Origin of the sequence: Planktotalea arctica, assembly GCF_002105285.1 — a bacterium.
In the GTDB taxonomy this organism is placed as follows: Bacteria; Pseudomonadota; Alphaproteobacteria; order Rhodobacterales; family Rhodobacteraceae; genus Planktotalea; species Planktotalea arctica.
This window is the reverse complement of sequence record NZ_MUHR01000027.1, coordinates 1-26,120: the sequence shown is the minus strand read 5'-3', so window position 1 is coordinate 26,120 and position 26,120 is coordinate 1. Positions and strand designations below refer to the sequence as shown.

29 protein-coding genes and 1 tRNA gene are annotated in these 26,120 nt (G+C 57.0%); 17 read left to right on the top strand and 13 right to left on the bottom strand.

Annotated elements, in window-relative coordinates:
- Positions 1-105 precede the first annotated feature (105 nt).
- Positions 106-813 (bottom strand): hypothetical protein, encoded by a 708-nt coding sequence (locus B9P63_RS17115; protein WP_085311051.1) that lies wholly within the window; start codon positions 811-813, stop codon positions 106-108.
- A 63-nt stretch (positions 814-876) separates the two neighbouring features.
- The gene (gene parC / locus B9P63_RS17110; protein ID WP_085311057.1) at positions 877-3,180 is read right to left on the bottom strand and encodes a DNA topoisomerase IV subunit A; all 2,304 of its coding nucleotides are present in this window, start codon (positions 3,178-3,180) and stop codon (positions 877-879) included.
- Between the two features lie 193 nt (positions 3,181-3,373).
- On the opposite strand from parC, the gene B9P63_RS17105 reads away from it, so the two are divergent.
- From B9P63_RS17105 to B9P63_RS17080, 6 genes are all read left to right on the top strand, one after another.
- The gene (locus tag B9P63_RS17105; RefSeq protein WP_085311049.1) at positions 3,374-3,910 is read left to right on the top strand and encodes an SH3 domain-containing protein; all 537 of its coding nucleotides are present in this window, start codon (positions 3,374-3,376) and stop codon (positions 3,908-3,910) included.
- A 60-nt stretch (positions 3,911-3,970) separates the two neighbouring features.
- The gene (locus B9P63_RS17100) at positions 3,971-4,798 is read left to right on the top strand and encodes an SDR family NAD(P)-dependent oxidoreductase (protein ID WP_085311047.1); all 828 of its coding nucleotides are present in this window, start codon (positions 3,971-3,973) and stop codon (positions 4,796-4,798) included.
- Between the two features lie 82 nt (positions 4,799-4,880).
- The gene (locus B9P63_RS17095) at positions 4,881-5,081 is read left to right on the top strand and encodes a twin transmembrane helix small protein (protein WP_085311045.1); all 201 of its coding nucleotides are present in this window, start codon (positions 4,881-4,883) and stop codon (positions 5,079-5,081) included.
- Positions 5,082-5,083: 2 nt separating this feature from the next.
- Positions 5,084-5,656 (top strand): cob(I)yrinic acid a,c-diamide adenosyltransferase, encoded by a 573-nt coding sequence (locus tag B9P63_RS17090; RefSeq protein ID WP_085311043.1) that lies wholly within the window; start codon positions 5,084-5,086, stop codon positions 5,654-5,656.
- Between the two features lie 151 nt (positions 5,657-5,807).
- Positions 5,808-6,566 (top strand): electron transfer flavoprotein subunit beta/FixA family protein, encoded by a 759-nt coding sequence (locus B9P63_RS17085; RefSeq protein WP_085311041.1) that lies wholly within the window; start codon positions 5,808-5,810, stop codon positions 6,564-6,566.
- A complete protein-coding gene (locus B9P63_RS17080) occupies positions 6,566-7,492 on the top strand; it encodes an electron transfer flavoprotein subunit alpha/FixB family protein (protein ID WP_085311039.1) in 927 nt (308 codons plus the stop codon). Before B9P63_RS17085 ends, B9P63_RS17080 begins: the two co-directional genes overlap by 1 nt.
- 65 nt (positions 7,493-7,557) lie before the next feature.
- Here the strand turns inward: B9P63_RS17080 and B9P63_RS17075 are convergent, their stop codons facing one another.
- On the bottom strand, positions 7,558-8,436 hold the full coding sequence (locus B9P63_RS17075; RefSeq protein WP_245830732.1) for a DUF6473 family protein: 879 nt from the start codon (positions 8,434-8,436) through the stop codon (positions 7,558-7,560).
- A gap of 99 nt (positions 8,437-8,535) precedes the next feature.
- On the opposite strand from B9P63_RS17075, the gene B9P63_RS17070 reads away from it, so the two are divergent.
- Positions 8,536-9,411: a 3-hydroxybutyryl-CoA dehydrogenase gene (locus tag B9P63_RS17070; protein WP_085311035.1), complete on the top strand. Its 876-nt coding sequence runs from the start codon at positions 8,536-8,538 to the stop codon at positions 9,409-9,411.
- Here the strand turns inward: B9P63_RS17070 and B9P63_RS17065 are convergent.
- Genes B9P63_RS17065 through B9P63_RS17035 form a run of 7 tightly spaced genes read right to left on the bottom strand, consistent with a single transcriptional unit; the run spans position 9,408 to position 14,865 of the window.
- A complete protein-coding gene (locus tag B9P63_RS17065; RefSeq protein ID WP_085311033.1) occupies positions 9,408-10,295 on the bottom strand; it encodes a lysophospholipid acyltransferase family protein in 888 nt (295 codons plus the stop codon). The genes B9P63_RS17070 and B9P63_RS17065 overlap by 4 nt on opposite strands.
- A gap of 51 nt (positions 10,296-10,346) precedes the next feature.
- Positions 10,347-10,625 (bottom strand): HPr family phosphocarrier protein, encoded by a 279-nt coding sequence (locus B9P63_RS17060; protein ID WP_085311031.1) that lies wholly within the window; start codon positions 10,623-10,625, stop codon positions 10,347-10,349.
- Positions 10,626-10,642: 17 nt separating this feature from the next.
- Entirely contained in the window at positions 10,643-11,035 is a 393-nt protein-coding gene (locus tag B9P63_RS17055) for a PTS sugar transporter subunit IIA (protein ID WP_085311029.1), read from the bottom strand.
- 40 nt (positions 11,036-11,075) lie between these two features.
- A complete protein-coding gene (gene rapZ, locus B9P63_RS17050; RefSeq protein ID WP_085311027.1) occupies positions 11,076-11,972 on the bottom strand; it encodes an RNase adapter RapZ in 897 nt (298 codons plus the stop codon).
- A 3-nt stretch (positions 11,973-11,975) separates the two neighbouring features.
- Positions 11,976-12,437, bottom strand: coding sequence for an HPr kinase/phosphorylase (locus tag B9P63_RS17045; RefSeq protein WP_176219192.1), 462 nt, complete (start codon positions 12,435-12,437; stop codon positions 11,976-11,978).
- A gap of 8 nt (positions 12,438-12,445) precedes the next feature.
- On the bottom strand, positions 12,446-14,164 hold the full coding sequence (locus B9P63_RS17040; RefSeq protein WP_085311025.1) for a sensor histidine kinase: 1,719 nt from the start codon (positions 14,162-14,164) through the stop codon (positions 12,446-12,448).
- Positions 14,164-14,865 (bottom strand): response regulator transcription factor, encoded by a 702-nt coding sequence (locus B9P63_RS17035; RefSeq protein ID WP_085311023.1) that lies wholly within the window; start codon positions 14,863-14,865, stop codon positions 14,164-14,166. Before B9P63_RS17035 ends, B9P63_RS17040 begins: the two co-directional genes overlap by 1 nt.
- A 364-nt stretch (positions 14,866-15,229) precedes the next feature.
- Between B9P63_RS17035 and B9P63_RS17030 the strand changes: the two genes are divergently transcribed.
- From B9P63_RS17030 to selD, 3 genes are all read left to right on the top strand, one after another.
- Positions 15,230-16,828: a phosphoenolpyruvate carboxykinase gene (locus B9P63_RS17030; protein ID WP_085311021.1), complete on the top strand. Its 1,599-nt coding sequence runs from the start codon at positions 15,230-15,232 to the stop codon at positions 16,826-16,828.
- 119 nt (positions 16,829-16,947) lie between these two features.
- Complete coding sequence (locus B9P63_RS17025) at positions 16,948-17,991, top strand: lipocalin-like domain-containing protein (RefSeq protein ID WP_085311019.1); 1,044 nt, start codon at positions 16,948-16,950, stop codon at positions 17,989-17,991.
- 134 nt (positions 17,992-18,125) lie between these two features.
- Entirely contained in the window at positions 18,126-20,291 is a 2,166-nt protein-coding gene (gene selD, locus B9P63_RS17020; RefSeq protein WP_085311017.1) for a selenide, water dikinase SelD, read from the top strand.
- On the opposite strand, the gene mnmH is transcribed toward selD, so the two are convergent.
- A complete protein-coding gene (mnmH, locus tag B9P63_RS17015; protein WP_085311052.1) occupies positions 20,274-21,326 on the bottom strand; it encodes a tRNA 2-selenouridine(34) synthase MnmH in 1,053 nt (350 codons plus the stop codon). The genes selD and mnmH overlap by 18 nt on opposite strands.
- Before the next feature lie 71 nt (positions 21,327-21,397).
- Between mnmH and B9P63_RS17010 the strand changes: the two genes are divergently transcribed.
- From B9P63_RS17010 to B9P63_RS16985, 6 genes are all read left to right on the top strand, one after another.
- Positions 21,398-22,300: a carbon-nitrogen hydrolase family protein gene (locus tag B9P63_RS17010; protein WP_085311014.1), complete on the top strand. Its 903-nt coding sequence runs from the start codon at positions 21,398-21,400 to the stop codon at positions 22,298-22,300.
- A gap of 82 nt (positions 22,301-22,382) precedes the next feature.
- Positions 22,383-22,601 carry a translation initiation factor IF-1 gene (gene infA, locus B9P63_RS17005; RefSeq protein WP_085311012.1) on the top strand — a complete coding sequence of 73 codons (219 nt, stop codon included), beginning with the start codon at positions 22,383-22,385 and terminating at the stop codon, positions 22,599-22,601.
- Between the two features lie 69 nt (positions 22,602-22,670).
- Positions 22,671-23,249 carry a Maf family protein gene (locus B9P63_RS17000; protein WP_085311010.1) on the top strand — a complete coding sequence of 193 codons (579 nt, stop codon included), beginning with the start codon at positions 22,671-22,673 and terminating at the stop codon, positions 23,247-23,249.
- Positions 23,246-24,268 (top strand): ribonuclease E/G, encoded by a 1,023-nt coding sequence (locus B9P63_RS16995; protein WP_085311008.1) that lies wholly within the window; start codon positions 23,246-23,248, stop codon positions 24,266-24,268. Before B9P63_RS17000 ends, B9P63_RS16995 begins: the two co-directional genes overlap by 4 nt.
- Positions 24,265-24,471, top strand: a complete 207-nt coding sequence (locus tag B9P63_RS16990; RefSeq protein ID WP_085311006.1) for a DNA gyrase inhibitor YacG — start codon at positions 24,265-24,267, stop codon at positions 24,469-24,471. Before B9P63_RS16995 ends, B9P63_RS16990 begins: the two co-directional genes overlap by 4 nt.
- Positions 24,472-24,545: 74 nt before the next feature.
- A tRNA-Phe gene (locus B9P63_RS16985) sits at positions 24,546-24,620 on the top strand.
- Between the two features lie 212 nt (positions 24,621-24,832).
- Here B9P63_RS16985 and B9P63_RS16980 read toward each other — a convergent pair.
- Complete coding sequence (locus tag B9P63_RS16980) at positions 24,833-25,438, bottom strand: hypothetical protein (RefSeq protein ID WP_085311004.1); 606 nt, start codon at positions 25,436-25,438, stop codon at positions 24,833-24,835.
- Positions 25,439-25,546: 108 nt separating this feature from the next.
- Here B9P63_RS16980 and B9P63_RS16975 point away from each other — a divergent pair, with 108 nt between their 5' ends.
- Positions 25,547-25,909 carry a hypothetical protein gene (locus B9P63_RS16975; protein WP_245830730.1) on the top strand — a complete coding sequence of 121 codons (363 nt, stop codon included), beginning with the start codon at positions 25,547-25,549 and terminating at the stop codon, positions 25,907-25,909.
- Positions 25,910-25,927: 18 nt separating this feature from the next.
- Here the strand turns inward: B9P63_RS16975 and B9P63_RS16970 are convergent.
- Positions 25,928-26,120, bottom strand: a 193-nt coding sequence (locus B9P63_RS16970) for an integrase core domain-containing protein (protein ID WP_085311000.1), incomplete at its 5' end; no start/stop codon positions are given.

Below are 26,120 nucleotides of genomic sequence, written 5' to 3'. Positions count from 1 at the left end.
TCAAACTTTTCCTTGCCCATCCTGGGACCTCGCAAATTGGGGGGCTCGTTAAGAACCCAATTTTCCTGCGCGGCACATATTGGCTTCGCAGACAAAAATCAAGCGTCAGTTGCCGCTCGCGGATGCGGCGGTTTCAGCGCTTGCAGCAGCAGTGGTTTCGCTTGTGGGTGCACTTGCAATTTCACTTGTTTCCACAATCTTTTCCTCGGCTTTTTCAGTCGTTGTCTCAAGAGCCGCCTCTGACGCTTCAAGCTGCGCGGCCACGGTCTCGGGGCGGCGCTTGAACCACTGCTCCGAGCGGTGCTGGCGGATTATCCAGCGCTGGATCAACTTGGCGCTGTTTTCGGCCAAGGTTTCCATCTGCTCGTCTGCGGTCTTGGTTAAACCGGACCCTACAATCGTGTCGCCGTCTAGCGTTTCCAGCACGGTGATCTGCTCGGGTTCGCTGTTGAGCTTGGTGCCGGCTGCGTCATCCCATACCGTCAATTTCAGGATCAGAACCGATTTTGGCGACAACACCACAGGCAGGCCGGGCTGCGCCAGCACATAGCCCTCTAGCGAAATGCCGAAATGGTAAAGCTGATCGCCATCAAAACGCGAGAAACGCGCGTCCACAGCTTCGGTAACGGCGGCGATCCACGCATCGTCCGAGGCTTCGCGCGACGCGGGGCCCATCACGATATTCGGTGCGACAACAATGTTATGACCCAGCGCAAATTCGCCAATAGGCGTAGGTGCCTGGGACAGATCATTGATGTCCTCGCAGGCGCTAAGGCCGAGGACAGCAATAAGAACGGCACAGAATCGAAACATGGATTAACCCCTTTAGCAGCCGCGCTGTGCTATCCCAGCGCGCCCGCAAGATCAATCACAGCGTCATGTAAAACGATTGTCCCTTGGAAAGCCGCGCGGCGCCATGCGTCCGATACCAGCGCGTTTGCCGCGCCATTCGGCCAGATCAAGCTCGGTGCGCGTGCGCCCTGCTGGATCAAGCCACGTCAGCCCCTCGGCCATAGTAAAGGTGACCGCATCGGAGAGCCCGCCATCCTTGTATTTTTGCAAGCGCACGCCCTTGCCGCGCCCCATTTCAGGCAACTCATCAAGTGCAAAAACCAGCACCTTGCGGTTCTCTCCGACCACTGCGACGGCGTCACCCGTAACCGGCTTACACACCAGCGCACGGGTCTCGCCGCGCACATTAAGCACCTGTTTGCCCGAGCGCGTCTGCGCGACGACCTCGTCCTCGGGCACGGTAAATCCATCCCCTGCGGAGGAAGCCACCAGCAATTTGCGCCCAGCTTTATGGATGAACAGATCGACGATTTCGGCCTCATTGGGCAGATCGACCATCAGGCGCAGCGGCTCTCCCATGCCGCGGCCACCAGGCAAGTTGGCGGCAGAAATCGTGTAAAACCGCCCGTTGGAGCCGAACACGAGCAAGCGGTCGGTGGTTTCCGCGTGAAATACAAAGCGCGGACCATCGCCATCTTTGAATTTCAATTCACGCGTCAGATCAATGTGACCCGTCATCGCGCGGATCCAGCCCATTTGCGAACAAACAACCGTGATCGGTTCGCGGTCGATCATCGCCTCCAGCGGCACTTCCTCGACTTCGCCCGCTTCGGCGAATTGCGAACGGCGCGCACCGCCGGGATGATCTTTGCCGAACTGCTTTTTAGTAAGTTTCAGCTGTTCGGCGATACTGTCCCACTGAAGTTCGCCGCTGTTGAGCAAGTCATCCAGCCCCGCACGCTCTTCCATCAGCGCATCGCGCTCGCGCTTAAGCTCCATTTCTTCCAGGCGGCGCAAAGAGCGCAGACGCATGTTAAGGATAGCTTCGGCCTGAACCTCGGAGAGTTCACCCTCGCCCACTGCAGGCGAGACGTAGTCCTTTTCGTCCATCGCGCGCACAAAAGTGCGCCCCCAATCCTCGCGCATCAGCGCACCCTTGGGATCGTCATCGTAGCGAATAATGTCGATCACCCGGTCGAGATTGAGGAAGGCGATGATAAAGCCCTCCAACACCTCAAGACGGTGATCGATCTTTTCCATCCGGTGCTGCGAGCGGCGGATCAGCACGTCGCGGCGGTGATCGAGGAAAGCGCGCAGCACTTCCTTCATCGAGCAGACTTTGGGCGTCAAACCGTCGATCAGCACGTTCATATTGAGCGAAAACCGCACTTCAAGATCGGAACTGCGGTAGAGCATCCCCATCAGCACTTCGGGGGCCACATTCTTCGAGCGCGGTTCAAGCACGATGCGCACGTCCTCGGCGCTCTCGTCGCGGATGTCTGCAAGAATGTGGATTTTCTTGTTCTGGATCAGTTCCGCGATCTTTTCGATCAGCTTGGATTTCTGAACCTGGTAAGGAATTTCAGTGACGACGATCTGCCATTGCCCGCGCCCTAGGTCTTCGACCTCGTATTTACAGCGCAGCCGGAAGGAACCGCGCCCTGTGCGATAGGCTTCGGCCATGTTTTCGCGCGGCTCGACAATGATGCCACCTGTCGGGAAATCCGGACCGGGCACAAAATTGAGCAAGGTATCATCACGCGCGTCGGGCACTTTGATCAAGTGCAAACAGGCGTCGCAGAGCTCTGCAATATTATGCGGCGGAATGTTGGTGGCCATGCCCACGGCAATGCCGCTGGAGCCATTTGCCAAAAGGTTCGGGAAACTGGCTGGCAGCACGACAGGTTCGGTAAGCGTGCCGTCATAATTCTCGCGGTAATCCACCGCGTTCTCGGAAAGGCCTTCGAGCAAAGCCTCTGCCGCAGAGGTCATGCGCGCTTCGGTATAACGCGGGGCAGCGGGGTTATCGCCGTCGATATTGCCAAAGTTACCCTGCCCGTCCACCAGCGGATAGCGTACGTTGAAATCCTGTGCGAGGCGGGCCATCGCATCGTAGATCGCGGCGTCGCCGTGCGGGTGATAGTTGCCCATCACATCGCCGGAAATCTTCGCTGATTTACGAAAACCGCCCGTTGAGGACAATTTGAGCTCACGCATTGCGAACAAAATGCGGCGGTGCACAGGCTTAAGACCATCGCGTGCATCGGGCAGCGCGCGGTGCATGATCGTGGACAGCGCATAGGTCAAATAGCGCTCGCCAAGTGCGCGGCGCAGTGGCTCGCTTAGATCAGGGACCTGCGGTGTGTCGTCTTTGGTGCTCTCGCTCATGCAATAGCTTTTAGCCGCGACATTCTGGGGCGGCAAGGCGCGAAGCAGCTTCATATGGTAGAAAGGCGTCAATGGCGCGGGTGTGCAACGGGGAAAATATATCTCGGTTTCACTGGTCACATTATCGCAGAATCGGGTATACAGATACCCAACGGCAATTTAGCGCCGATTGTATCGAGTATCCGGGGGGATCATGGGTAAGATCATTTTAATCACATTCGCATTCATGGGCTTTGCGCTCTATGAAATGAGCGGGGGCGATGCTTTCGTGCCAATCGCCGAAGAAAAGCGCGCAGCGCTTGAAATCGAGCAGGCAAACGAGGCGCGCATGCTTGCCAAAGCGCGTGCAGAGCAATTAAAAGCCGCGCCAGCCCCCGTGCAGATCGTTCTGGCAAGCGCCGTGATGCCCAGCCCTGAAGCCGCCCTATTCAAAGACAAAGATATCGTTAGCCCCGTTCTCGATGTTGACAAAGCCGAAGCGATTGCATCTGCGGCAGAGATCGCCCCCGAAGCGCCAGCGCCCCTCGATATCCGCGAGGTCACCGCCGCGCGCGTGAACATGCGCAACGGGCCGGGTCAGACTTTCAACGTCGTCGCCAAACTGACCGACGGTGAACAAGTCGAAATCCTGCAAGACCCCGGTGATGGCTGGGTCAAGCTGCGCGTCGCTGGGAGCGGGCGTGTAGGATGGATGGCCGATTTCCTTCTGACCGCCTCCAACACCAACTGACTTGCCACGCCACTGCGACGTGATAAGCCTGCCCCTCGAAACGAAGGGCAGGCTTTTTTGATGCGTAAATCCATATTGATCACCGGTTGCTCGTCCGGCATCGGCTATGACGCGGCGCAGGGCATGCGCGCTGCAGGCTGGCGCGTGTTTGCATCCTGCCGAAAACCCGCTGATTGCGTGCGTTTGCAGGCTGAGGGCTTTGACAGCCCGCGCATCGATTACAGCGACGCACCCAGCATTCAAAGCGGCCTTGCCGAGGTCTTGCAGGCAACGGGTGGCACGCTTGATGCGCTGTTCAACAATGGCGCATACGCCCTGCCCGGCGCGCTCGAGGATGTGCCACGTGATGGTTTGCGCGAAATTTTCGAATGCAATCTCTTTGGCGTACACGATCTCAGCTGCGCCGTGATCCCCGTGATGCGCGCGCAAGGTCATGGGCGGATTATCAATTGCTCATCCGTGCTGGGCCTTGTTCCGATGAAATGGCGCGGGGCCTATTCAGCGAGCAAATATGCGATGGAGGGGCTGAGCGATACCTTGCGCCTTGAAATGCGCGCCGCAGGAATCGACGTGATCCTGATCGAGCCGGGACCGATCACATCGGATATCCGGCGTAATTCCATCCCCCATTTCGAGCGTTTCATCGACTGGAAAAACTCTGCGCGCCGCAGCGAATACGAAAACGGTTTGATCGACCGGCTTTATACCAGCTCTGGCCCGGACCCATTCGAGCTACCCGCCTCTGCCGTGACCGCGAAACTGCGCCACGCCTGCGAAGCACGCCGCCCCAAACCACGCTATTACGTGACCAAACCGACCTACATCATGGGTGCGCTCAAGCGCATTTTGACCACCCGCGCGCTCGATCGTATTCTTTCCAAAGGCTGATGGGGCAATTTGTCGTTCGCTTTTTGCGCCCAGCCCGCTACATCTGCGCAAAGCCCCAAGTGGGGCAAAGTTAGGGGCGACAATGGCAAACGATCCACTTTTCATCATCATGATCATCGCGATGCTCGCGGTGGTCGGCATTCTCATGCTGGGCATCGGCGGCTTCGCGAAAGGCGGTGAATTCAATCGCAAACACGGCAACCGCCTGATGCGCTATCGCATCTATGCACAGTTTATCGCGGTACTCCTCATCCTCGCAGCCGTCTATTTCGCAAAGGGCTAAAAATGGTCGTTCTCAATAAAATCTACACGAAAACAGGCGATGGCGGTGAAACCGCTCTGGGAAATGGCACCCGCGTCGCGAAACATTCCATGCGCGTGAACGCCTATGGTACAGTCGATGAAACCAACGCCACCGTTGGCCTTGCGCGCCAGCATGCGAGCGGCGAAATCGATGCGCAACTTGCCATGATCCAGAACGATTTGTTCGATCTGGGCGCAGATCTGTGCCGCCCCGACATGGAAAAGGACAAGGACGCAGAATACCAGCCCCTGCGCATGAGCGATGCGCAGGTCGCGCGCCTCGAGGCCGAAATCGACGTGATGAACGAGGCGCTTGAGCCGCTGCGCAGCTTCATTTTGCCCGGCGGATCGGCCCTTGCGGCGCAAATGCACCTGTGTCGCACAGTATCGCGCCGCGCAGAGCGTCTGTCGGTCGAACTTTCCACAGTGGAGACCGTTAACCCGGCCGCGGTGAAATACCTCAACCGCTTGTCCGATTGGTTCTTCGTTGCTGGCCGCATCGTGAACAACGGCGGCAAGGACGACGTACTCTGGGTGCCCGGCGCAAACCGCTAAGCTGCGCGCACAATTCGAAACGCGGCGTCCTTGGGGCTTAAAATGGCGATTTTGGCCTGTCACCGCGCTGCGCAAGATTATATCAACGCCGAGATGAAGTTTGAAAGAGTCGCCCTCGTCGCGGCTCTGCATTTGAGGGAGACCTACGCCAATGAAGGTGCTTGTACCTGTCAAACGCGTGATTGATTACAACGTGAAAGTGCGCGTCAAAGCGGACGGAAGCGGTGTCGATCTCGCCAACGTGAAAATGTCGATGAACCCGTTCGACGAGATTGCCGTCGAACAGGCGATCCGCCTCAAAGAAGCGGGCAAAGCGGACGAAGTGATTGCCGTTTCGGTCGGTGTCAAGCAAGCGCAGGAAACCCTGCGCACCGCTTTGGCCATGGGCGCGGATCGCGCAATTCTGGTGATCGCAGCCGAGGACGTGCACACGGACATCGAGCCTTTGACGGTCGCAAAAATCCTCAAAGGCATCGTCGATGAAGAGCAGCCCGGCCTTGTCCTTTGCGGCAAGCAGGCGATCGACAACGATATGAATGCGACGGGCCAGATGCTATCCGCATTGCTGGGTTGGTCGCAGGCGACCTTCGCCTCCGAAGTGGATATCGACGGCGACAGCGCAACAGTGACGCGCGAAGTCGACGGCGGTCTCCAAACGATCAAGGTCAAGATGCCGACGGTCGTGACGGTCGATTTGCGCCTCAACGAGCCGCGCTATGCTTCGCTTCCCAACATCATGAAAGCGAAGAAAAAGCCACTCGATGAAAAGAGTGCCGCAGATTATGGCGTCGATCCCGCGCCGCGTCTCGAAATCGTCAGCACTGTCGAACCTGCTGCGCGCGCGGCAGGAATCAAGGTTGGCTCGGTTGACGAGCTGCTAGAGAAACTCAAAGAAGCGGGGGCTGTATAATGGCTGTTCTTCTACTCGCAGAAGTGACCGACGGCGAACTGGCGATGGACGCCACCGCCAAGGCAGTAACCGCATGTGCGTCTCTTGGTGATGTCACCGTGCTCTGCACGGGTGCGACATGCGCTGATGCAGCTGCGCAGGCGGCGACAATCTCGGGCGTGGGCAAAGTGCTTTGCGCCGAGGATGCAATCTACGGCAAACGCCTTGCCGAGCCGGTTGCGGATCTCATCGTTTCCCTCTCAGGCGACTATGAGCATATCGTCGCGCCAGCCACGACAGACGCCAAAAACATCATGCCCCGCGTCGCAGCGCTGCTTGATGTGATGGTGATGTCCGATGTGACGGCCGTAGTCGACGGCTCCACTTTCGAGCGGCCCATCTACGCGGGCAACGCGATGCAAACGGTGAAATCATCCGACGCCAAGAAGGTCATCACCTTCCGCGGCTCGACCTTTGATGCGGCTGAAACCGGCGGCAACGCTTCGGTGGAAAATATCGGCGCAGCGGGCGACCCCGGCCTCAGCTCTTGGGTCGAGGACAAGGTGGCGGCCTCCGATCGTCCAGAGCTTACCTCTGCGGGCGTGGTTGTTTCCGGTGGTCGCGGTGTCGGCTCCGAAGATGATTTCAAGATCATCGAAGCGCTTGCAGACAAGCTGAACGCAGCCGTCGGTGCATCGCGCGCAGCGGTCGATTCGGGCTATGCACCAAACGACTGGCAGGTTGGCCAGACGGGCAAAGTGGTTGCACCCAATCTTTATGTTGCCGTCGGTATCTCCGGTGCGATTCAGCATTTGGCAGGCATGAAGGACTCTAAGGTCATCGTGGCGATCAACAAAGACGAAGAAGCGCCGATCTTTCAGGTCGCAGACTTCGGCCTTGTTGCGGATCTCTTCGATGCGGTGCCTGAACTTACTTCGAAGCTCTAAAATTTAGCACGCCATCTGACGTTCTGAATATGAAGGCCCGTGCTATCTGCGCGGGCCTTTTGCCATCAACGGATCAGGTGAATGCAGGTTTCCTGCAACGCCTGCGCAGCTTGAACATGCGCACAAGGCCCCATCAGCTGTTTGGCGGCACTCTGACTCACAAGCGTTCTCAACATGTCCTCGCGATCGCGTTCGATGGCCAGAGGGTCAGGGACGATCTCCACATAAGCAGATGATAGTGCACGCATTCGCTCTATCATATCCGCATCGATCAGCATCGGGTCACCAAGATCAGCAATCGCATCGATGGGAGGTATATTTCCTGCAAACCAAAGCAATACGGTCTTCTCGCCCAGTAGCTTCATCAAGACAGTCATTCGCGCGAGCCAGATTTTTTGAAGTTCATCGCACACCATTTTATAGCGTTCGTCAGAGCGGTGGCTGAGCGCCGCCAACATCGCCTTGGTAAAGTGGAATTCGGTGAAATCAACTTCCGGGAAGAGCCGTTTTAATGCAGTTCGCGCGCAGACGAAGCGGTCATTCCGGCGCGGATGAACTTTGAAATAGTGGTTCGAAAGATTCAACGCTCCAATCACCTGCACGACCCTCAAGTCAGCGTGCCTTGCCACGTCCAAAACCGCCGGATCGTTCAGATAGGCGTCCACGCCGCAGTTAATCATCCCCAAATTGACGGGTGCGGCTGGCAAATGCTTTGCAAGCAAGGTCGGAAACGGCTGCGCAACAAACTTGCCAAACGTTTCCGTCGTTCCCAAAAATGCAACATAGGGACTGCTTAGATCGCACTTAGGCCCCCGAAACTTCAAACGCGATCCATCATACGCACAAATATCATAATTCAGGCCCCGAAGGCCTGTAACACCATAGGTCATAACACCCACCTCTTTTCTCACCCGAAATACGGTGTGACGCGATTCGATGAACAAACCGCTAAAGGCAAAACTTGAGACAAACTTGCACGACCTGCCCTTGCAGAGCCGCCGTTCTAAAGCCTATTGTTTGCCAAACGCGCCAAGGAGAGACAGATGGAAATCAAGAGCATTGGGATTGTTGGCGCAGGGCAAATGGGCAACGGCATCGCACATGTGATGGCTTTGGCTGGATATGATGTTTTGCTCAATGATATCAGCGAAGATTCTCTTAAATCCGCAATCGCGCGGATCGACAAGAATATCGAACGTCAGGTTTCAAAGGGTGCTCTTAGCGCGCTTGAAAAAGACGCGGCAATGGCCCGGATCAAGACAACTTTGCAGCTTACCGATCTTGGCAGCAGTGATCTGGTGATCGAAGCCGCGACCGAGCGCGAAGACATCAAACATAAAATTTTCGCAGCTTTGCTGCCACATCTGTCCGACCACACGATCCTGACCTCGAACACATCGTCGATTTCGATCACGCGCCTCGCCGCAGCCACCGACCGACCTGAGCGTTTCATGGGCTTTCACTTCATGAACCCCGTTCCCGTGATGCAACTGGTCGAGCTTATTCGCGGCATTGCGACAGATCAGCCGACCTATGACGCCTGCCTCAAGGTGGTCGAGCGCCTGGACAAGACCGCCGCCTCTGCAGAGGATTTTCCAGCCTTCATCGTGAACCGTATCCTGATGCCGATGATCAACGAAGCCGTCTACACGCTGTATGAGGGTGTCGGGTCTGTCCAATCGATCGATATGTCGCTAAAATTGGGGGCAAACCACCCCATGGGCCCGCTTGAACTGGCTGATTTTATCGGGCTCGATACCTGCCTTGCGATCATGAACGTGCTGCACGACGGCTTAGCCGACACAAAATATCGACCTTGCCCGTTACTGACGAAATATGTTGAAGCAGGCTGGCTTGGACGCAAGGTAGGGCGCGGGTTTTACGACTATCGGGGCGACGTGCCTGTTCCGACGCGCTAGCCCTTTTTACCGAGCGCCATCGTATGTTCGCGCAGCCACTCCATGAAGCCGCGCGGATTGCTCGACCATTCGGCAATCTTTGCCTCAGGGACAGGTTTGCCCACAACCGGCTTCTGAGGCTTGCCGCAAGCGTGCATGACTTCGTGGATCAACAGACCCTGGCGCAGCGTGGACGAAATACGATTGGCGATCTGATAGGCGCGACTGTTTTGACCCGGAAAATGGATCGGCACGACTTTCGCCTTGGAGCGCAGGATCATTCGGGCGGTGAAAGGGTTCCATTGCTGCTCGATCGCGGGGCCGAACCAGCTTTCAGAGGATGCAACGACACCAGATGGGAACAGAACGATCACGCCGCCCTGCCCCAGATGATCCATGGCGCGGCGGCGCATATCAAGACTCTGCTCGCGCGAATCTTCCTCATGAGGAAAGGGAACAGGGATCATGAATTCTTCGATTTCGCTGACACCTGTCAACAAAGAGCGCGTTAAAATGCGGTAATCCGTGCGTACGCGGCCAATAAGTTCGGCCAAAATCATACCGTCCACCAAACCATGCGGATGGTTTGCGACAATGATCACCGGTCCAGTCTTGGGAATATGCGCGATCTGCTCTGCAGGGGTCTGCAATTCGATTCCCATATGGCTCAGCGCCTGCCCCCAGAATTCCTGACCGTCTGACGCGCCAGAGCGCTCGAAGCGGCGCACGAGGCGGATCATCGGAATTTTTCCGGTCAGCCATTCCATTACGCGAATGACGTTGGCTTTCCACGGGTTCGTGAAGGTCGTGGCATAGGACAGTTTGCGTTTATCGTAGGGCGCAGGCTGGCTGGGGCCACTCACAGATTTGCGCGCTACAGCTGGGTTTTGCACTCTATCTACCATAATCCAGCCGACGTCCTTTTATTTTGCACGCCACGAAATCGCCGCCTGCGTTTAGCAATCTTCTCCAAAACGGTCTGCGACCAAAGCCTCTAGCGCATCGGCAAGGGCGGCCGCGTCCGGTCCACTCGTTTGTACGTCAATACTGGTTCCTTTGGACGCTGCCAACATTAAAAGCCCCATGATGCTGTCACCGAGCGCGTTCATCCCGTCACGGCTAACCTCTGCGGTTGCATCAAAGGCCTCGACGACCTCGACCAATTTCGCGGAGGCGCGCGCGTGAAGCCCCTTTTCATTGATGATCTTGAGGGTCTTTTGAACGGTCTCAGACATGAAATTTTGTCCCTAATTCAAACGTTTGAAATGTTTTGGCTGTCAATGTACTTGCGCCCTGCGTCCATCGCAGCGCGGACCGCGTCGCCGACAGGTAGACTGCGAGATTTGGCCAGCTTGATCAACATCGGCAAATTTGCACCATACAGGATGCGCCGCCCTTCGGGCTGGCAGGCCCGCAAGGACAGATTGGAGGGCGAGCCGCCAAACATATCCGTGACGACCACCACGCCGCTGCCAGTATCAACGGTTTCAGCAGCGCTGCAAATTTCGTCCTGTTTCGTGGGGCGGTCATGATCCGGCTCAATGGAAATCGCCTTGATCCCGTTTTGCGCACCGACGACATGTTCAATCGCAGCGAGATATTCCCGCGCGAGACCACCATGTGCGACGATCACAATCCCTATCAACGGCCAAACCTTCGATGCAGTGTCTTGCGCATACCAGTCCCTAGCGGTCCTGCCCTGTTGCGCGCTCTAATTCTCGGTGTCTACATGACACTTGCCAGCCCTCTTGCGCAAGCGCCTCCGCCATCATTTCCGTTACGGCAACCGAGCGGTGACGCCCGCCTGTGCACCCAAATGCGATAGTAAAATGCGATTTACCTTCTTCAAGATACGCCGGTAGCAAACTGGAACACAAATCCTTAACCTGTGCAAAGAAGCGGTCAAAGCGCACGTCCTGCGCAACATAGGCGGCGACGCGCGGATCGCTGCCAGTTAAAGGACGCAAATCCGCCTCCCAATGCGGATTTTGCAAAAAGCGACAATCAAACACCATATCGGCCGAGCGCGGCAGACCGCGTTTGTAGGAAAATGAATGCAACGAAACCGCAAGGCGAAGGCCATCGTCAAGCGCAAACAGCCGCGTGATTTCAGAGCGCATTTCATGCGGGCTTAAATCAGAACTGTCGATAAGCACGCTGGCGCGGTCGCGTACAGGTTCAAGCGCCTGTTTCTCACGCCCTATTCCTCGCATCGGGTCTTCGCTTCCTGCAAGGGGATGGCGGCGACGGGTTTCGGAAAAGCGGCGCAAAAGCACATCATCGGTGCAGTCCAGATAAAGCACTTCAAATTCAAGCGCAGTGCGGGCGTGCAGTTCATCAATGGTTTCGAGCAAGGCCTGCGTTGAAAATTCACGGTTGCGCACATCGAGGCCCAAAGCCAACGGGCGCGGATGCACCGGGCCTTGCAGTAGCCGCGGCAAAAGCGACAAAGGGATATTGTCGATCGCCTCATAGCCGGCGTCTTCGAGCGCGTTGATCGCAGTGCCGCGCCCTGCACCGGACGGGCCTGTCACCAGGACGAGGCGTTGTTTTTCGATCGAAGCCGGAGTGTCAGCGCCCATGTTCTAGATCTCGCTTTGCGAATTTGCGCCTGCGAAAGACGCAGCGCTCTGGGACTTTAGATATTGCAAAAGTGCGAAAGGCAAAGCCGCGGTGCCAGAATTGTGAAAAAGTCTGAGCGGCAAAGCGCAAATATTCTCAAAGCGCTGTTCGGGGAGACGCTGGTCTTCGTGCACTCCAAGATCGACAGCGCAGACCAACCTCGTCTCAGTGACGCTCGCCGCGCTCAGAATGCCAAAGCCACGCGCTTCGATCTGCCCTTTGATGGCGTCTGGGCAACGGGCATGCAAATCACCGTCCCGCGCGAACACTTCGCATTGATCATCCGCGAGCAGACCGCAGCCCAGCGCCATAAGATGTAGTGCAAGACTGGACTTGCCACTGCCAGAGGGCCCCCGAATAAGAGCGCCGCAGCCACGCCAATCAACCGCCGTGGCATGCAGGCGCGTGATGGGTTCAACGCGCACCGCGCCGCTCAGAGCGGCAGACCGACGACGAACCGGGCGCCCAGTGGCTCGGACGTCACATCCGCTTCGGTCGGGCGAATGTTCTCCGCCCAGATCACACCGCCATGTGCCTCAACGATTTGCTTGGAAATCGACAGGCCAAGGCCGGAGTTATTGCCGAACTGACCTTCAGGCCTTTCGGAATAGAAGCGCTTGAACACTTTACCAAGCGCCTGCTCCGGAATGCCCGGCCCTGTGTCTTCGACCACGATGAGAACTCGGTTCTCGCGCTGGCGCGCCCATACGCGAATAGCATCACCGTCCTCGCAAAAGCTGATCGCATTGGTGATCAAATTGACAAAAACCTGCGCCAAGCGCCCTTCCAGGCCGGACACCATAATAGGCTCGGACGGTAGATCAGAGATGAATTCGATACCCTGTTCCGACGCCTGCTGGCCCAGATATTCGGTCAGATTGCCCACCATATGCAGCAGATCAAAGGTTTCTTCTTCCTCTTTCACCAGCTCACTGTCGAGCCGTGAGGCGTTGGAAATATCGCTGACCAACCGATCAAGGCGGCGCACGTCGTGCTCAATCACCTGCAATAGCTTTTCACGTTGATCATCGCGCTTGGCGACGCGCATCGTGCCGACAGCAGAGCGCAGGGAGGCAAGCGGGTTCTTGATCTCATGGGCAACGTCAGCGGCGAACTGCTCGTTGCTGTCGATCCTGTCATATAGCGCTGCGACCATCCCGCGTAGGGCACCGGACAGTCTGCCGATTTCATCAGGCCGCGCCGTAAGGTCCGGTATGCGGATCCGCGCCGGACTGACCTTACCGCGATCAGAGCGGCGCCCCACTTCAGCGGCCATCGCAAGATCGGCAAGCGGGTTTGAAATAGTCGAGGCCAGAACCAGGCTAAGTCCGATAGAGACCAGCGTGGCGATCAGGAACATCTGAAGCACGCGTTCACGTTCGCTTTTTACCAGCTGATTGATTTCGCCCGACGCACTGGCAAGAGCGACCACACCGACACTTTGCCCCGCAACCACAATCGGGGTCGTCACGGTAAAGATGGCCCCGCCATCGGCATTCAATCCCTTGCCTACAACAGTTTCACCAGCCGAGGATTTCGTGACCAATTCCCTTAACTGTTCTTGCAGTGGGGGTATCACAGTGTCCTGAGGTTTGAAGAAGGGCGATGTGGTGACGGTCCAGAACTTTGAAAGCGCATCAACGATGATCGTCTTGTTTTCTGTCTCGCCAAGCTCGGCGTTCAAATTCGTGGCGCTGCCGACTGCGTTCGAAATCAAGCCGCCTTGTGGTCCAAAAACGAACACTTGTACCGCATTGCGTAGATCAAGCTCGGCGAGCGTGGCCTCGATCTCCTGATCGATGGTCGACAAAACGGTCGCGCCACCGGCACCTATTTGCGCTTCGAAAACATCCGCGATCAACTCGACCTCACCAACGAGGGAGGCCGCACGCTGCGATGCAAGGCTGTCGCGCGAGGAATTCAGATACAAAATTCCCGCGACCAGCACATTCAAGGCAATCAAGTTAAACGTGATAATCTTGCGCGTTAGCGGGGATTGTTTGAGCGAAAACAGTCCGCGACGCTCTCTGCGATCCCGGACTTCTTTCTCCACAGTGCTGTCAGGGGCGACCCAATCGTCACCCAGGACAACATCCATTTCCTGCCTCGCCCGCGCTGTGCGCTGCGGGGTTATCCGCTCTGCGAGGGCCATTATTCTTCGTTATACCGATAGCCGATGCCGTAGAGTGTTTCGATTGCCGAAAACTCTTCATCGACGGAGCGCATTTTCTTGCGCAGGCGCTTGATGTGGCTGTCGATCGTGCGGTCGTCAACATAGACCTGATCGTCATAGGCGACGTCCATCAATTGATCACGCGACTTCACGAAGCCGGGTCGTTGTGCGAGGGCTTGCAGCAAGAGGAACTCCGTCACCGTCAGGGTCACGTCCTTGCCCTTCCATTTCACCGCGTGACGCAGCGGGTCCATGGTCAATTCACCGCGTTCGATGATCTTGTTTTCCTCGGTTTCGGCGATTTCCACACCATCTACCGCTTCCTGACGGCGCAAAAGCGCGCGAATGCGCTCGACCAGCAGACGCTGCGAAAACGGCTTTTTCACGTAATCGTCCGCACCCATGCGCAATCCGAGGACTTCGTCGATCTCATCGTCCTTGGAGGTCAGGAAGATCACCGGCATCGAGGTTTTCTGGCGTAAACGTTGCAGTAAATCCATTCCGTCCATGCGCGGCATTTTAATGTCGAGTACGGCCATGTCGGGCAGTTTGCGGTTAAACGCATCCAGAGCCGATTGACCGTCATTATACGTTTCGACCTCGAAGCCTTCGGCTTCCAGAGTCATAGAGACCGACGTCAGGATATTCCTGTCGTCGTCCACCAATGCAATTTTGGACATGCCTGTTTTCCTTATACTGCTCAATTGCCAGTTTATTTTTTTCACTATCTTTCGCGTGTTTAGACTATCCAATCAATCCCCAACCGCGAATCGGCTGGATATGCGTGACTTATTTGGCACCTAAAAGAGTTATTTTTCGATCAACCCTGCACTGTTGCACCACACAATCCCTCTTAAATTGTCCTGATTGCGCTAAACTTGCATTGGTTGCGCTAACTGCGCCAAAGCGTCCTGTTCACGCTTGAAACCGTCATGTTAAGACGCGCTTATCGCCTCACCGAACAGGGTGTGATCAATCGAAGGGCCTTGGCCCTGACTGCACTTTCAAGACAAGCTGCGCAGGCGCGGCAACAGGAGTTACATTATGACAACTGGACGGGTTAACCCCTCTTTCAAGCTCGAAGATCAAGGCATCACGGGGCTTGGGTCTGTCTATTACAACCTGATGGAGCCTGCGCTGATCGAAGAAGCGCTGAAAAAGGGCGAAGGCACGCTTGGCAATGGCGGCGCGTTTCTGGTCACGACCGGGAAATTTACTGGCCGCTCTCCAAAGGACAAACATGTCGTCAAAACCGCCGATGTCGCCGACACGATCTGGTGGGAAAACAACGCTGAAATGAGCTCCGAGGGGTTTGAAGCGCTCTACACAGATATGATCGAACATATGAAGGGGCGCGATTACTTCGTGCAGGACCTTGTGGGCGGTGCCGATCCGGCCCATGCGATCGACGTTCGGGTCGTGACCGAACTGGCATGGCACGGGCTTTTCATCCGCACGATGCTGCGCCGCCCCGAGCGTGACGCGCTGGATGAGTTCACCGCTGATTTCACAGTGATCAACTGCCCAAGCTTTTTCGCGGACCCTGCCAAGCACGATTGCCGCAGCGAGACGGTGATCGCGATGAATTTCGAGAAGAAGCTGATCCTTATCGGCGGCACGGAATATGCGGGCGAGAACAAGAAATCCGTCTTCTCGCTGCTCAACTACTTGCTGCCTGAAAAAGGCATCATGCCGATGCATTGCTCGGCAAACCACGCAAAGGGCAATCCGGTCGATACGGCTGTTTTCTTTGGCCTTTCGGGAACCGGCAAGACCACGCTTTCCGCCGATCCCGACCGCACGCTAATCGGCGACGACGAACATGGCTGGTCCGACAAGGGCACGTTCAACTTCGAAGGTGGCTGTTACGCCAAGACGATCAACCTAAACGCCGAAGCCGAACCGGAGATTTACGCGACCACGACGAAATTCGGTACAGTGATCGAGAATATGGTGTTCGATCCCGAGACCAAAGAGCTTGATTTCGACGACGACAGCCTGACGGCAAATATGCGCTGCGCCTACCCGCTGCACTATATCTCCAATGCCTCCGAAAGCGCGCTTGGCGGACACCCCAAGAATATCATCATGCTAACCTGCGATGCCTTTGGTGTGCTGCCCCCCATCTCGCGCTTGACGCCTGCGCAAGCGATGTATCACTTCTTGTCCGGCTTCACCTCCAAAGTGGCCGGCACGGAGCGCGGCGTGACCGAGCCCGAGCCAACCTTCTCCACATGCTTCGGAGCGCCTTTCATGCCGCGCCGCCCGGAGGTTTACGGCAACTTGCTGAAGGACAAGATCGCCCAACACGGCGCAACCTGCTGGCTGGTCAATACAGGCTGGACAGGCGGCGCATACGGCACGGGATCGCGCATGCCTATCCGCGCCACGCGCGCGCTTTTGTCTGCTGCGCTCGACGGATCTCTGGCAGAGGTAAAGTTCCGCAAGGATGCGAACTTCGGCTTTGATGTACCCGTCGCTGCGCCGGGCGTGGCAGAGGTTCTGCTTGATCCGCGGCGCACCTGGGACAACCCCGAGGCTTATGATCGCCAAGCCACCAAGCTGATGAAGATGTTTGCAAACAACTTCGAGCAATATCTGCCCTTCATTGATAACGACGTGAAAGCGGCGGCGATCGGATGAGCGGCAAATTCCTTCTAAGGTATTTGCAAATCTTTTCTTAAAAGATTTGAGCTAAATGCAAAGTAAGCGCCTCTGATCCTTTCAGGGGCGTTTCTTTTTGAACGAAGCGGCTTAGGTTGATGTTCATGAAATGGATTATCCTTCTCTCTTTGTTGCCCAGCGCGCTGTTTGCGCAGGGTTTTGCAGGCCTCGGCTCAGGCGCGGACGGCTTTGCTGTTCCAAAACGCGGCGCGCCAATCATTTTCCCTGAAGATCACGCAGCCCACCCCGACTACCGGATCGAGTGGTGGTATCTGACGGCCAATCTGAAAGGACCAGACGGCACGGATTACGGCTTGCAATGGACCCTGTTTCGCTCTGCTCTGGCCCCGACTTCGGGCGAGGGATGGGGCGATGCGCAAATCTGGATGGGGCATGGCGCGGTCACGACCCCGACGCAGCATTTCGTCGCCGAACGCCTCGCGCGCGGCGGGGTCGGCCAAGCTGGCGTCACGCTGGGCGACAGCTTCGAGGCGTGGATCGACGAGTGGCACTTGCGCGGCGCTGCAGATTGGAGCGCGCTTGATCTACATGCAGCAGGTCCGGATTTTTCATACACTATGAAGCTGATGGCTGAAGGCCCTTTGGTGCTACAGGGCGAGGAAGGCTATTCGGTCAAATCAGCCGCAGGCCAGGCGAGCTATTACTACTCACAGCCTTTCTTTAACATCGAGGGGAACTTGTCGCTGACCGGCGGCGACATCCCGGTGACGGGCAACGCATGGCTTGATCGCGAATGGTCTTCGCAGCCTTTGGCCAGTGATCAAACTGGCTGGGACTGGTTTTCGCTCAGCTTTGACAGCGGTGCGAAAATGATGGGATTTGTTCTGCGCTCGGACGAAACGGCTGATTACACATCGGCCACATGGATCGAAGCAGATGGCAGCGCCACGGCTCTACCAAACGGCGCGTTTCGCGCAAAAGCGCTAGAGCAAAGCCAAGTTAAAGGGCGAAGCGTACCAACGACCTGGCAGCTTACCTTGCCAGAGCACAGCGTCGACATCACTGTCAGCGCGCTTAATCCAAAAGCCTGGATGGAGACTTCCGTTGCCTATTGGGAAGGGCCTATCCTGATCGAGGGTAGCCATACAGGGCGCGGTTATCTCGAGATGACAGGGTATTAGGGGGCGCTGCCCCTATCTTGGCAGAGCCAAGATTCCCCCGAGGTACTTGTGGACCAAAGAAGCATGGCTTTGCTCGCATAAGTGTGACGCCTTGCGCGCTGGCGGATGCGGCTGTCGGCGTGTAGCACGTCGCTATGAAACATGAATTTCCTTTGACACGTGATTTGGTGCTGGTGGGCGGCGGACATGCCCATGCGCTGTTCTTGAAAATGTGGGCAATGAAGCCGCTGGCGGGTGCGCGTTTGACGGTGATCAACCCTGCACCGATTGCACCTTATAGCGGGATGTTGCCGGGTTTTGTTGCCGGGCATTACACAGGCGACGAGCTTTACATCGATCTGGTGCGCCTTGCGCGCGCAGCTGGCGCGAGGCTTATCCTAGGCAAGGCGGCGCATATCGATCGCAGCGCGCAGCAGGTGGTTTTGGAGGGCGGTGCGCGGATTGGGTATGACGTCTGTTCCATCGATATCGGGATCACCTCGGGCATGCCCGAATTGGAGGGTTTCGCACAGCACGCGGTGCCGGCAAAGCCGCTGGATGATTTCGCGCGCATCTGGGACGGATTTTGCAAGAGCTCCGGCAAAGCGCAGGTCGCAGTGCTTGGCGCGGGCGTTGCGGGCGCGGAAGTGGCTATGGCAGCAGCACAACGTTTGCGCAACTTGGGGCGCGAAGCGGAGGTGACGTTGATTGATCGCTCTGTGGCGCTCAGCCGCCTCGGCGCGCAGGCGCGGGGCAAGATCCTCGCAGCGTTAAAGCATTTGGACGTGACGCTTCTGGAGCATGCGCAGGTCGAGCGTATCCACGCCGATCGCGTGCAAATCGCAGGGCAAGGCGATGTGCACGCGCTGCTTACCTTGGGTGCGGCCGGCACGCGCGCTTATGAGTGGCTCGAGGCAACAGGGCTTGCCTTGCAAGATGGCTACATTCGCGTCCTGCCGAGCCTGCAAAGCGAGAGCGATCCGGCAATCTTCGCCGTCGGCGATTGCGCGCATCTTAGCCATGCGCCGCGCCCCAAGGCGGGCGTGTTCGCCGTGCGCGAAGCTCCTGTGCTGTTTCACAATCTGCGCGCGGCGCTGAGCGGCGGCGCGGTGCAGGAGTATCACCCGCAAAAGGATTATCTCAAGCTGGTCTCGCTCGGAAGCAAGAACGCTTTGGCCGAAAAGCAGGGTATCGCGATTTCAGGGCGTATGATGTGGCGTTGGAAGGACCGGATCGATCGCACTTTCATGCGCCAGTTTGAAGAACTCAAACCAATGGCAGGGCCTACGCTACCCCGCGAGCACGCAAAGGGCGCGCGCGAAGTGAGCGGGCCGATTTGCGCCGGCTGCGGCTCCAAGGTGGGGCGCGGCGCATTGGCGCGCGCTACGCTTGAGCACAAAGGCGCAGAACGCGAGGACGTGCGTGCGCTGAAAGGCGATGATGCCGCACTTTTGCAGATGGGCGCTGTGCAGCAGGTGCTGAGCACCGATCATTTGCGCGCTTTCAGTGACGATCCCGCCTTGATGACGCGTATCGCGGCGGTGCATGCGCTTGGCGATATCTGGTCCATGGGGGCCGCGCCGCAATCGGCGATGATCAGCCTGATCCTACCGCGCATGAGCGCCGCCTTGCAGGAACGTACCCTTCGCGAAATCATGCAAAGCGCAAGCGACGTGATGGGCGGAGCCGGCGCGCAGATCATCGGTGGCCATACGAGCATGGGCGCTGAATTTACCATAGGATTCAGCGTGACCGGCCTGGTACCTGACGCACCTATCACGCTGGGCGGCGCGCAGGTTGGCGATGTCTTGCTCTTGAGCAAACCGATAGGTACCGGCGCGATCCTTGCCGCGGAAATGCAGATGCGTGCGCGCGGCAGCGACGTGGCTGCGGCCTACGCGAGCATGGCGCGCGGTGTTGCGCTGGATGCCAAATCGCTAGCGGGCGCGCATGCGATGACGGATGTCACAGGCTTCGGGCTGGCGGGGCACTTGGGCAACATCTGCCGTGCCTCAAATGTCGCCGCAGAGCTTGACGCGCGCGCGGTGCCGCTGCTGAGCGGCGCATTGGAACTCGCCGAGGCAGGTGTGCAATCGAGCCTTTACCCCGACAATCTTTCAGATGCCCTAACCCTGATGAAGCCGCCGCAAACCGCGCGCGGGCGGCTGATGCTGGACCCGCAAACGGCTGGTGGCTTGCTGGCGGCTGTGCCAGAAAGCGAAGCCGCGCGCGCGATCGACGCGCTGGCTGCGCAGGGGATTGAAGCAATACGCATCGGGCGGATCATGGACGGGCCCGTGCGGCTAGATCTGATCGAGTAAATCGCCGATCTGCTGCGCAAGGCGGGCGATGTCGCTTGGTCCAAGCGCATGCGCCGTCAGGGTCGCGATCACGTTGCTATCGCGCGCGGCGCGCGAGCGGGCGTATCCGCGATCATAGTGATGCTGCATCAATTCAGCCGCGAGTTTTTCATAGTGGCCACCTTGTAAAAACATCAGCCATTGATCGACGCGCTCATTGCCACACAGCGCGCGCAATTTATCGAGCCGCGCCGCCATACGCGCGGGATCATCGAGCACATCAGCATAATCGCGCGTCAGGAACGCCGCACGCGCCTCCAGCGTGGCAGCGATGTCGATACGCGGCGCAGCGCGCATGGCTTTCCAAACCGATGCAGGGATCAAACGCTCGCCAATCTTGCTACTTTCCGCCTCTGCCACGACGGGGCGACCGGGGTCTAGCATTGATAGAGCTTGCGCGAGGCGGGTTTCGAACATCTTCTGGCTGGGCTGTTCATCACGCATCGCCCCAAGGAGCGAGCCACGATGGTTGGCCAGACCTTCGAGATCAAGCATCTGAACGCCCTGCGCAGCCAGTTGGTGCAATATCGCGGTCTTGCCAGAACCCGTGTTGCCATCAAGCAGCACGAAGCGATGCTCAAGCGGGGCTTCATAAAGCGCCTTAACGACAAGGCTGCGATAACTGCGATACCCCCCTGTCAACAATTCCGTGCGCCAGCCGATCTGGCTCAGGATCGAGGCAAAACTGCCAGAACGTTGTCCCCCACGCCAACAATAGACCAAGGGCTGCCAACCGCCGTCTTTGTCGCCAAGCTCTGTTTCGATATGCGTGGCAGCATTGCGCGCAACAATAGCTGCGCCCAGTTTTCGCGCGCGAAACGTGCTCTGCTGAACGTAGATTGTGCCAATGTATGCGCGTTCGTCATTGCTCATCACAGGCAGGTTGATTGCCCCCGGCACATGGTCTTCTGCGAACTCCGCAGGCGAGCGCACGTCGATCACCGTATCGAACTGCGTCAGCGCATCTTTGCGCAGGTTATCGAGCGTAAATTCCATAGCGCTGCCTAACCCGCTTTCCATCCGCGCGAAAGGGCGGCAAATTGGGATGGACGTTGAAAGGATACCAGATGAGAGTCGCAACAGCCGCCTACCCGCTTGACTGGTTTGACGATTGGAGTGCGTTCGAGGCCAAAGCACGCGCTTGGATCAGCGACGGCGCAGGCCAAGGCGCTGAATTGCTGGTATTTCCTGAATATGGCGCAATGGAACTGGCGACGCTTGCGGGGCGCGGCGCCGCGCTGGACTTAGAGGCAAGCGCGCGGGCCGTTTCGAAAATGATTCCGAAGGCCGATGCGCTTTACATTGAGTTGGCGCGCGAATTTGGGGTGCATATTCTCACGCCCTCTGCCCCTGTTTTTGACCCATCCGTGCATGCGACCCGCCCTGTAAACCGCACGCGCCTGATTGCGCCAAACGGCAAAAGCGATGTGCAGGATAAACAGATCATGACAATGTTCGAGCGTGATCCATGGGATGTCTCAACAGGCTCAGGCCTTTTGAAACTGTTTGACACCAGTCTGGGAAAAATCGGTGTATTGATTTGTTATGACAGCGAATTTCCGCTTTTGGGCCGCGCATTGATCGAAGCTGGCGCGGAATACATCCTTGTGCCCTCCGCAACCGAAGCGCTGGCGGGCTATTGGCGCGTGCGCATCGGCGCAATCTCGCGCGCTCTGGAGGGGCAATGCGTCACCGTCATGGCCTCGATTGTTGGCGAAGTGGATTGGTCTACCAGCGTTGAAGCGGGCACGGGCATGGGCGGTATCTTTGGCCCGCCCGATACCGGGTTTCCCAGCACAGGTGTCATCGCAGAGGGTACGTTGAACCAAGCAGGCTGGACGATAGCCGATGCACCGCTGAGCAAAATCGCCCATGTGCGCGCGCAGGGCATCGTGCGAAACAGCACCCATTGGGACGAGCAAATGGGCGGCAAAAGCGCTATCCCCGTTACATATTGCGACCTGCGTTGAATATGCCTTGAATTCCTAGGAAAATGCGCCCATTTAAGCGCCACTTCCGCTAGTTCGCGGATCACATAACGATGGAGATACCATGGCCAAGGAAGATACGCTCGAATTTCCCGGTGTCGTGAAGGAACTCCTGCCGAACGCGACATTTTTGGTCGAGCTAGAAAATGGCCATACCATCATCGCGCACACGGCAGGCAAGATGCGCAAAAACCGCATCCGAGTTCTGGCTGGCGACAAAGTACAGGTCGAAATGACCCCGTACGATCTGACCAAGGGTCGGATCAACTACCGCTTTAAATAAGTCCGTGCCGGACTGGCGAAATTCTGGAACCGGTCTCATGTGTGGGGCCGGTTTTGCTTTGGGGAACGCATGAAACTTATCCTAGGTAGCGGCAGCCCTCGGCGCCTTGAGTTACTCGCGCAGATCGGACTGACCCCCGATGACATCCGCGCGCCGGATATTGATGAAACCCCTGAAAAGGCAGAGCAGCCCCGCCCTTATTGCATGCGCATGGCGCGCGAGAAAGTTGCGGCGGTTCCTGCTGGCAGCGATGAAATCGTGCTTTGCGCTGACACCACCGTCGCCCTTGGCCGCCGTATCTTGGGCAAACCTGCGGATGCAGGGCAAGCCGCTGAATTCCTGCTCGCCCTCTCTGGTCGCCGTCACCGCGTGATCACTGCCGTTGCGGTCAAGCTGGGCGAAAAGGTCTGGGAGCGCGACGTCGTGACAAACGTCAAAATGAAGCGCCTCTCGGACATTGAGCTTAACGCCTACCTTGCCACAAATGACTGGCAGGGCAAAGCAGGCGGCTATGCGATCCAAGGACCGGCATCTGCGTTTATTCCCTGGATCAGTGGCTCGTTCAGCGCAGTCGTCGGTCTGCCTTTGGCCGAAAGTGCCGCGCTGCTCCAAGCCGCCGGCTACCCTGTTTATGGAGACCGCTCATGAAGGGCCGCACAATACTACTAGATCACCTGAACGGCCGCGAAGCCGCGGCCCTCATGCTCGATGGGCGGCTCGAAGATCTGCTGATCGCTTCCGACGCCCCTGCCCCCGGCACGATCTACCGCGCCGTTGCCGATCGCCCCGTGAAGGGGCAAGGCGGCATGTTCCTCAAGACCCCCGACGGCAATGCGTTTCTGCGCCAGATCAAAGGCATGGCGCCCGGCGATGAATTACTGGTGCAGGTCACAGGCTATGCTGAGGATGGCAAAGCGATTCCCGTCGCCCACCGGGTGCTGTTCAAATCGCGCTACGTGATCATCACGCCGAACGCGCCCGGCATCAACGTGTCGCGCTCCATCCGCGATGAAGAGCGGCGCGAGGAAATACTAGCGCTCGTGCATGATACTGTCGAAAACGTGCCACATGGCATCATTCTGCGTTCGAGCTGCGAAGTCGCCGAGGACGAGGGTATCGCTGAAGACCTGCTGTCCATGCTCAGTCTTGCCGAACAGGTGCTGAACGATGAGGGTACAGGCCCTGAAACACTGATTGAAGGTGACGCGCCGCATCTGCTTGCCTGGCGCGACTGGGTGGAACCGGCCGATGTCGTAACGCAGGCTGGCAGCTTTGAAAGTCACGGCGTCATGGATGCGATCGACGCACTTGAAACCGCGCGCCTCGAGCTGAGCGGCGGTGCCTACGCCTATGTCGAGCCGACACGCGCCTTGGTCGCGGTGGATGTAAACACAGGCAACGATAGCTCCTTGAGTGCCGGCACCAAGGCGAATTTCGCGCTGGCGCGGGAGTTGCCCCGCGCGCTGCGCATTCGCGGCCTTGGCGGGCAAATCGTTCTCGATCTTGCGCCTATGCCGAAAAAGGATCGCCGTGGTTTCGAGAGCGCGCTGAAAGCCGCACTGCGCAGCGATGGTATCGAAACGGTTCTTGTCGGATGGACACCACTTGGCCATGTCGAGATGCAACGCAAACGCGCGCGGCTGCCCCTCGCACAGGCGCTGAAATGAGCTGCCCCATTTGCGAAAAAGCGAGCGATCCGCTCTATAAACCCTTTTGCTCCAAGCGCTGCGCAGACATCGATTTAGGCAAATGGCTGGGCGGCGGATACGCCCTACCCTCGAGCGATCCCGATGACGCAGACGCGCTGATAGAGGCAATGGAGCAGGCGCTTGAAGAACAAGTGAACGCAGACGACGAAAAACTACATTGATGCGTGCGTTTGGTCTGGACACGCCTCGCTTCCCAGCCTAGAACGCGCGCACCCAGACATCTAATGTCACCCGTGCCCGGGTAGCTCAGGGGTAGAGCAGTGGATTGAAAATCCTCGTGTCGGTGGTTCGATTCCGCCCCTGGGCACCATTTTACCAAATAAAACAATGACTTATCTGAGCGCAATGCGCGCTAAAGTTGTGTAATTCAAAAACACACCTTAAACACACTTTTTGCCGTGTTGCTGACTATTTTGACTGCGGATTCGCTGTGTTGGACACTGTGTTGGGTGTGGCTGTGTTGCTAACACTGTGTTGGTGGAGTTTTGGGCGGAACGTGAGTTGTGAGGAACGATGACTACCCTAACTAGTCGAAGGCAGGCGAACTACTGATCCGTCGCGATCCAAACAGTCTTGGGCTTGCTTTCTGACTTGCCTAATTTCGACTATTAAATCTGCAATGCATATTTCATCGATACCTGAGCCTTTTTGACCTTCAGTCAAGAACACATCCTCAGCAACCAAATAGACTCGCTTAACGAACCAACGTCGGCCATTTTTGTTCAAGAAATCATAGCCAGATCGATTTTCAAACGTAGCTTCTAGTAAGCGGGTAGAACCCTGTTCGATCCAAGCGTCTAATCGTTCATCAAGATGTTCGACATTGTTGCGAACAGTACGTCTCAAAAGTAGCGACTGATCTTTGACGTTCAGAGTTTCTTTAAGTTTCCGAGAGCGTTCATATCTCACATACTTATTGTTGCTAGTATCTGGCATTAAAATTTTAGAAATCATAGCAGCATGGTTTAGCAAAGACTGAATGCCCCCCCAAACAAGTCTGTTGTCTTTAGTTTCTAGATCTAGTGTCAGTTTTCTCACTCGGGCGTGCGCAGCTAGTGTCAGATCAGCTTGGATAAGAATTTCTTCAACAAGAATATTCCGAGCAACTGATGAAATTTCTATGGTCATTTGTAGTCCTCGCATCGCCAACCCTTTGCGACCTACCTAACGGTTTAACACACACTTTGATAGACTTGTTGGTGCGCCTTGCCATAGTGTTGTGCTGAGGAGCAAGACATGCGGCAGCTGCGGGATGACACACATCTGATACTGGACGGCGAGGTTCGTGTGTATCGTCGTGAGCGCAGCAAGCGTTGGCAGGCTGCCTTTGTGATTGATGGGCACACTATTCGCATCAGCACGGGCAAGCGCGATTTGGCGGAGGCTAAAGAGTATGCCCGTGATACGTTTTTGGAATACAAATTCCGTCACAAGAACGATCTGCCTGTTGTCACCAAGAAGTTCTCTGACGTTGCCAAGCTGGCTATTGCGGATATGCGCAAGCAATTAGATGCAGGCTTGGGGCGCAAGGTATTTGCAGACTACATCGTGTGTATTGAAGTGGTCCTGCTTTTCAGGACAGTTTTGCGGCTTGGCTAAGGTGCATCTTGTTTCTGTTCATGCCGCTTTTCGTGTCTCCGCTTGGCCGAAGTATGCGATGTCCGGTGTTCTCTTATCAAGGGCGGTGTGAGGTCGTTCTGAGTTGTAGAACCCAATCCAGGTATCGATGATCCGTTTCGCTTGAAAGCCATCGGTGATTTCATGCAAGTAGACGGCCTCCTGCTTCAGCGACCGAGAGTGTCCGATCTTC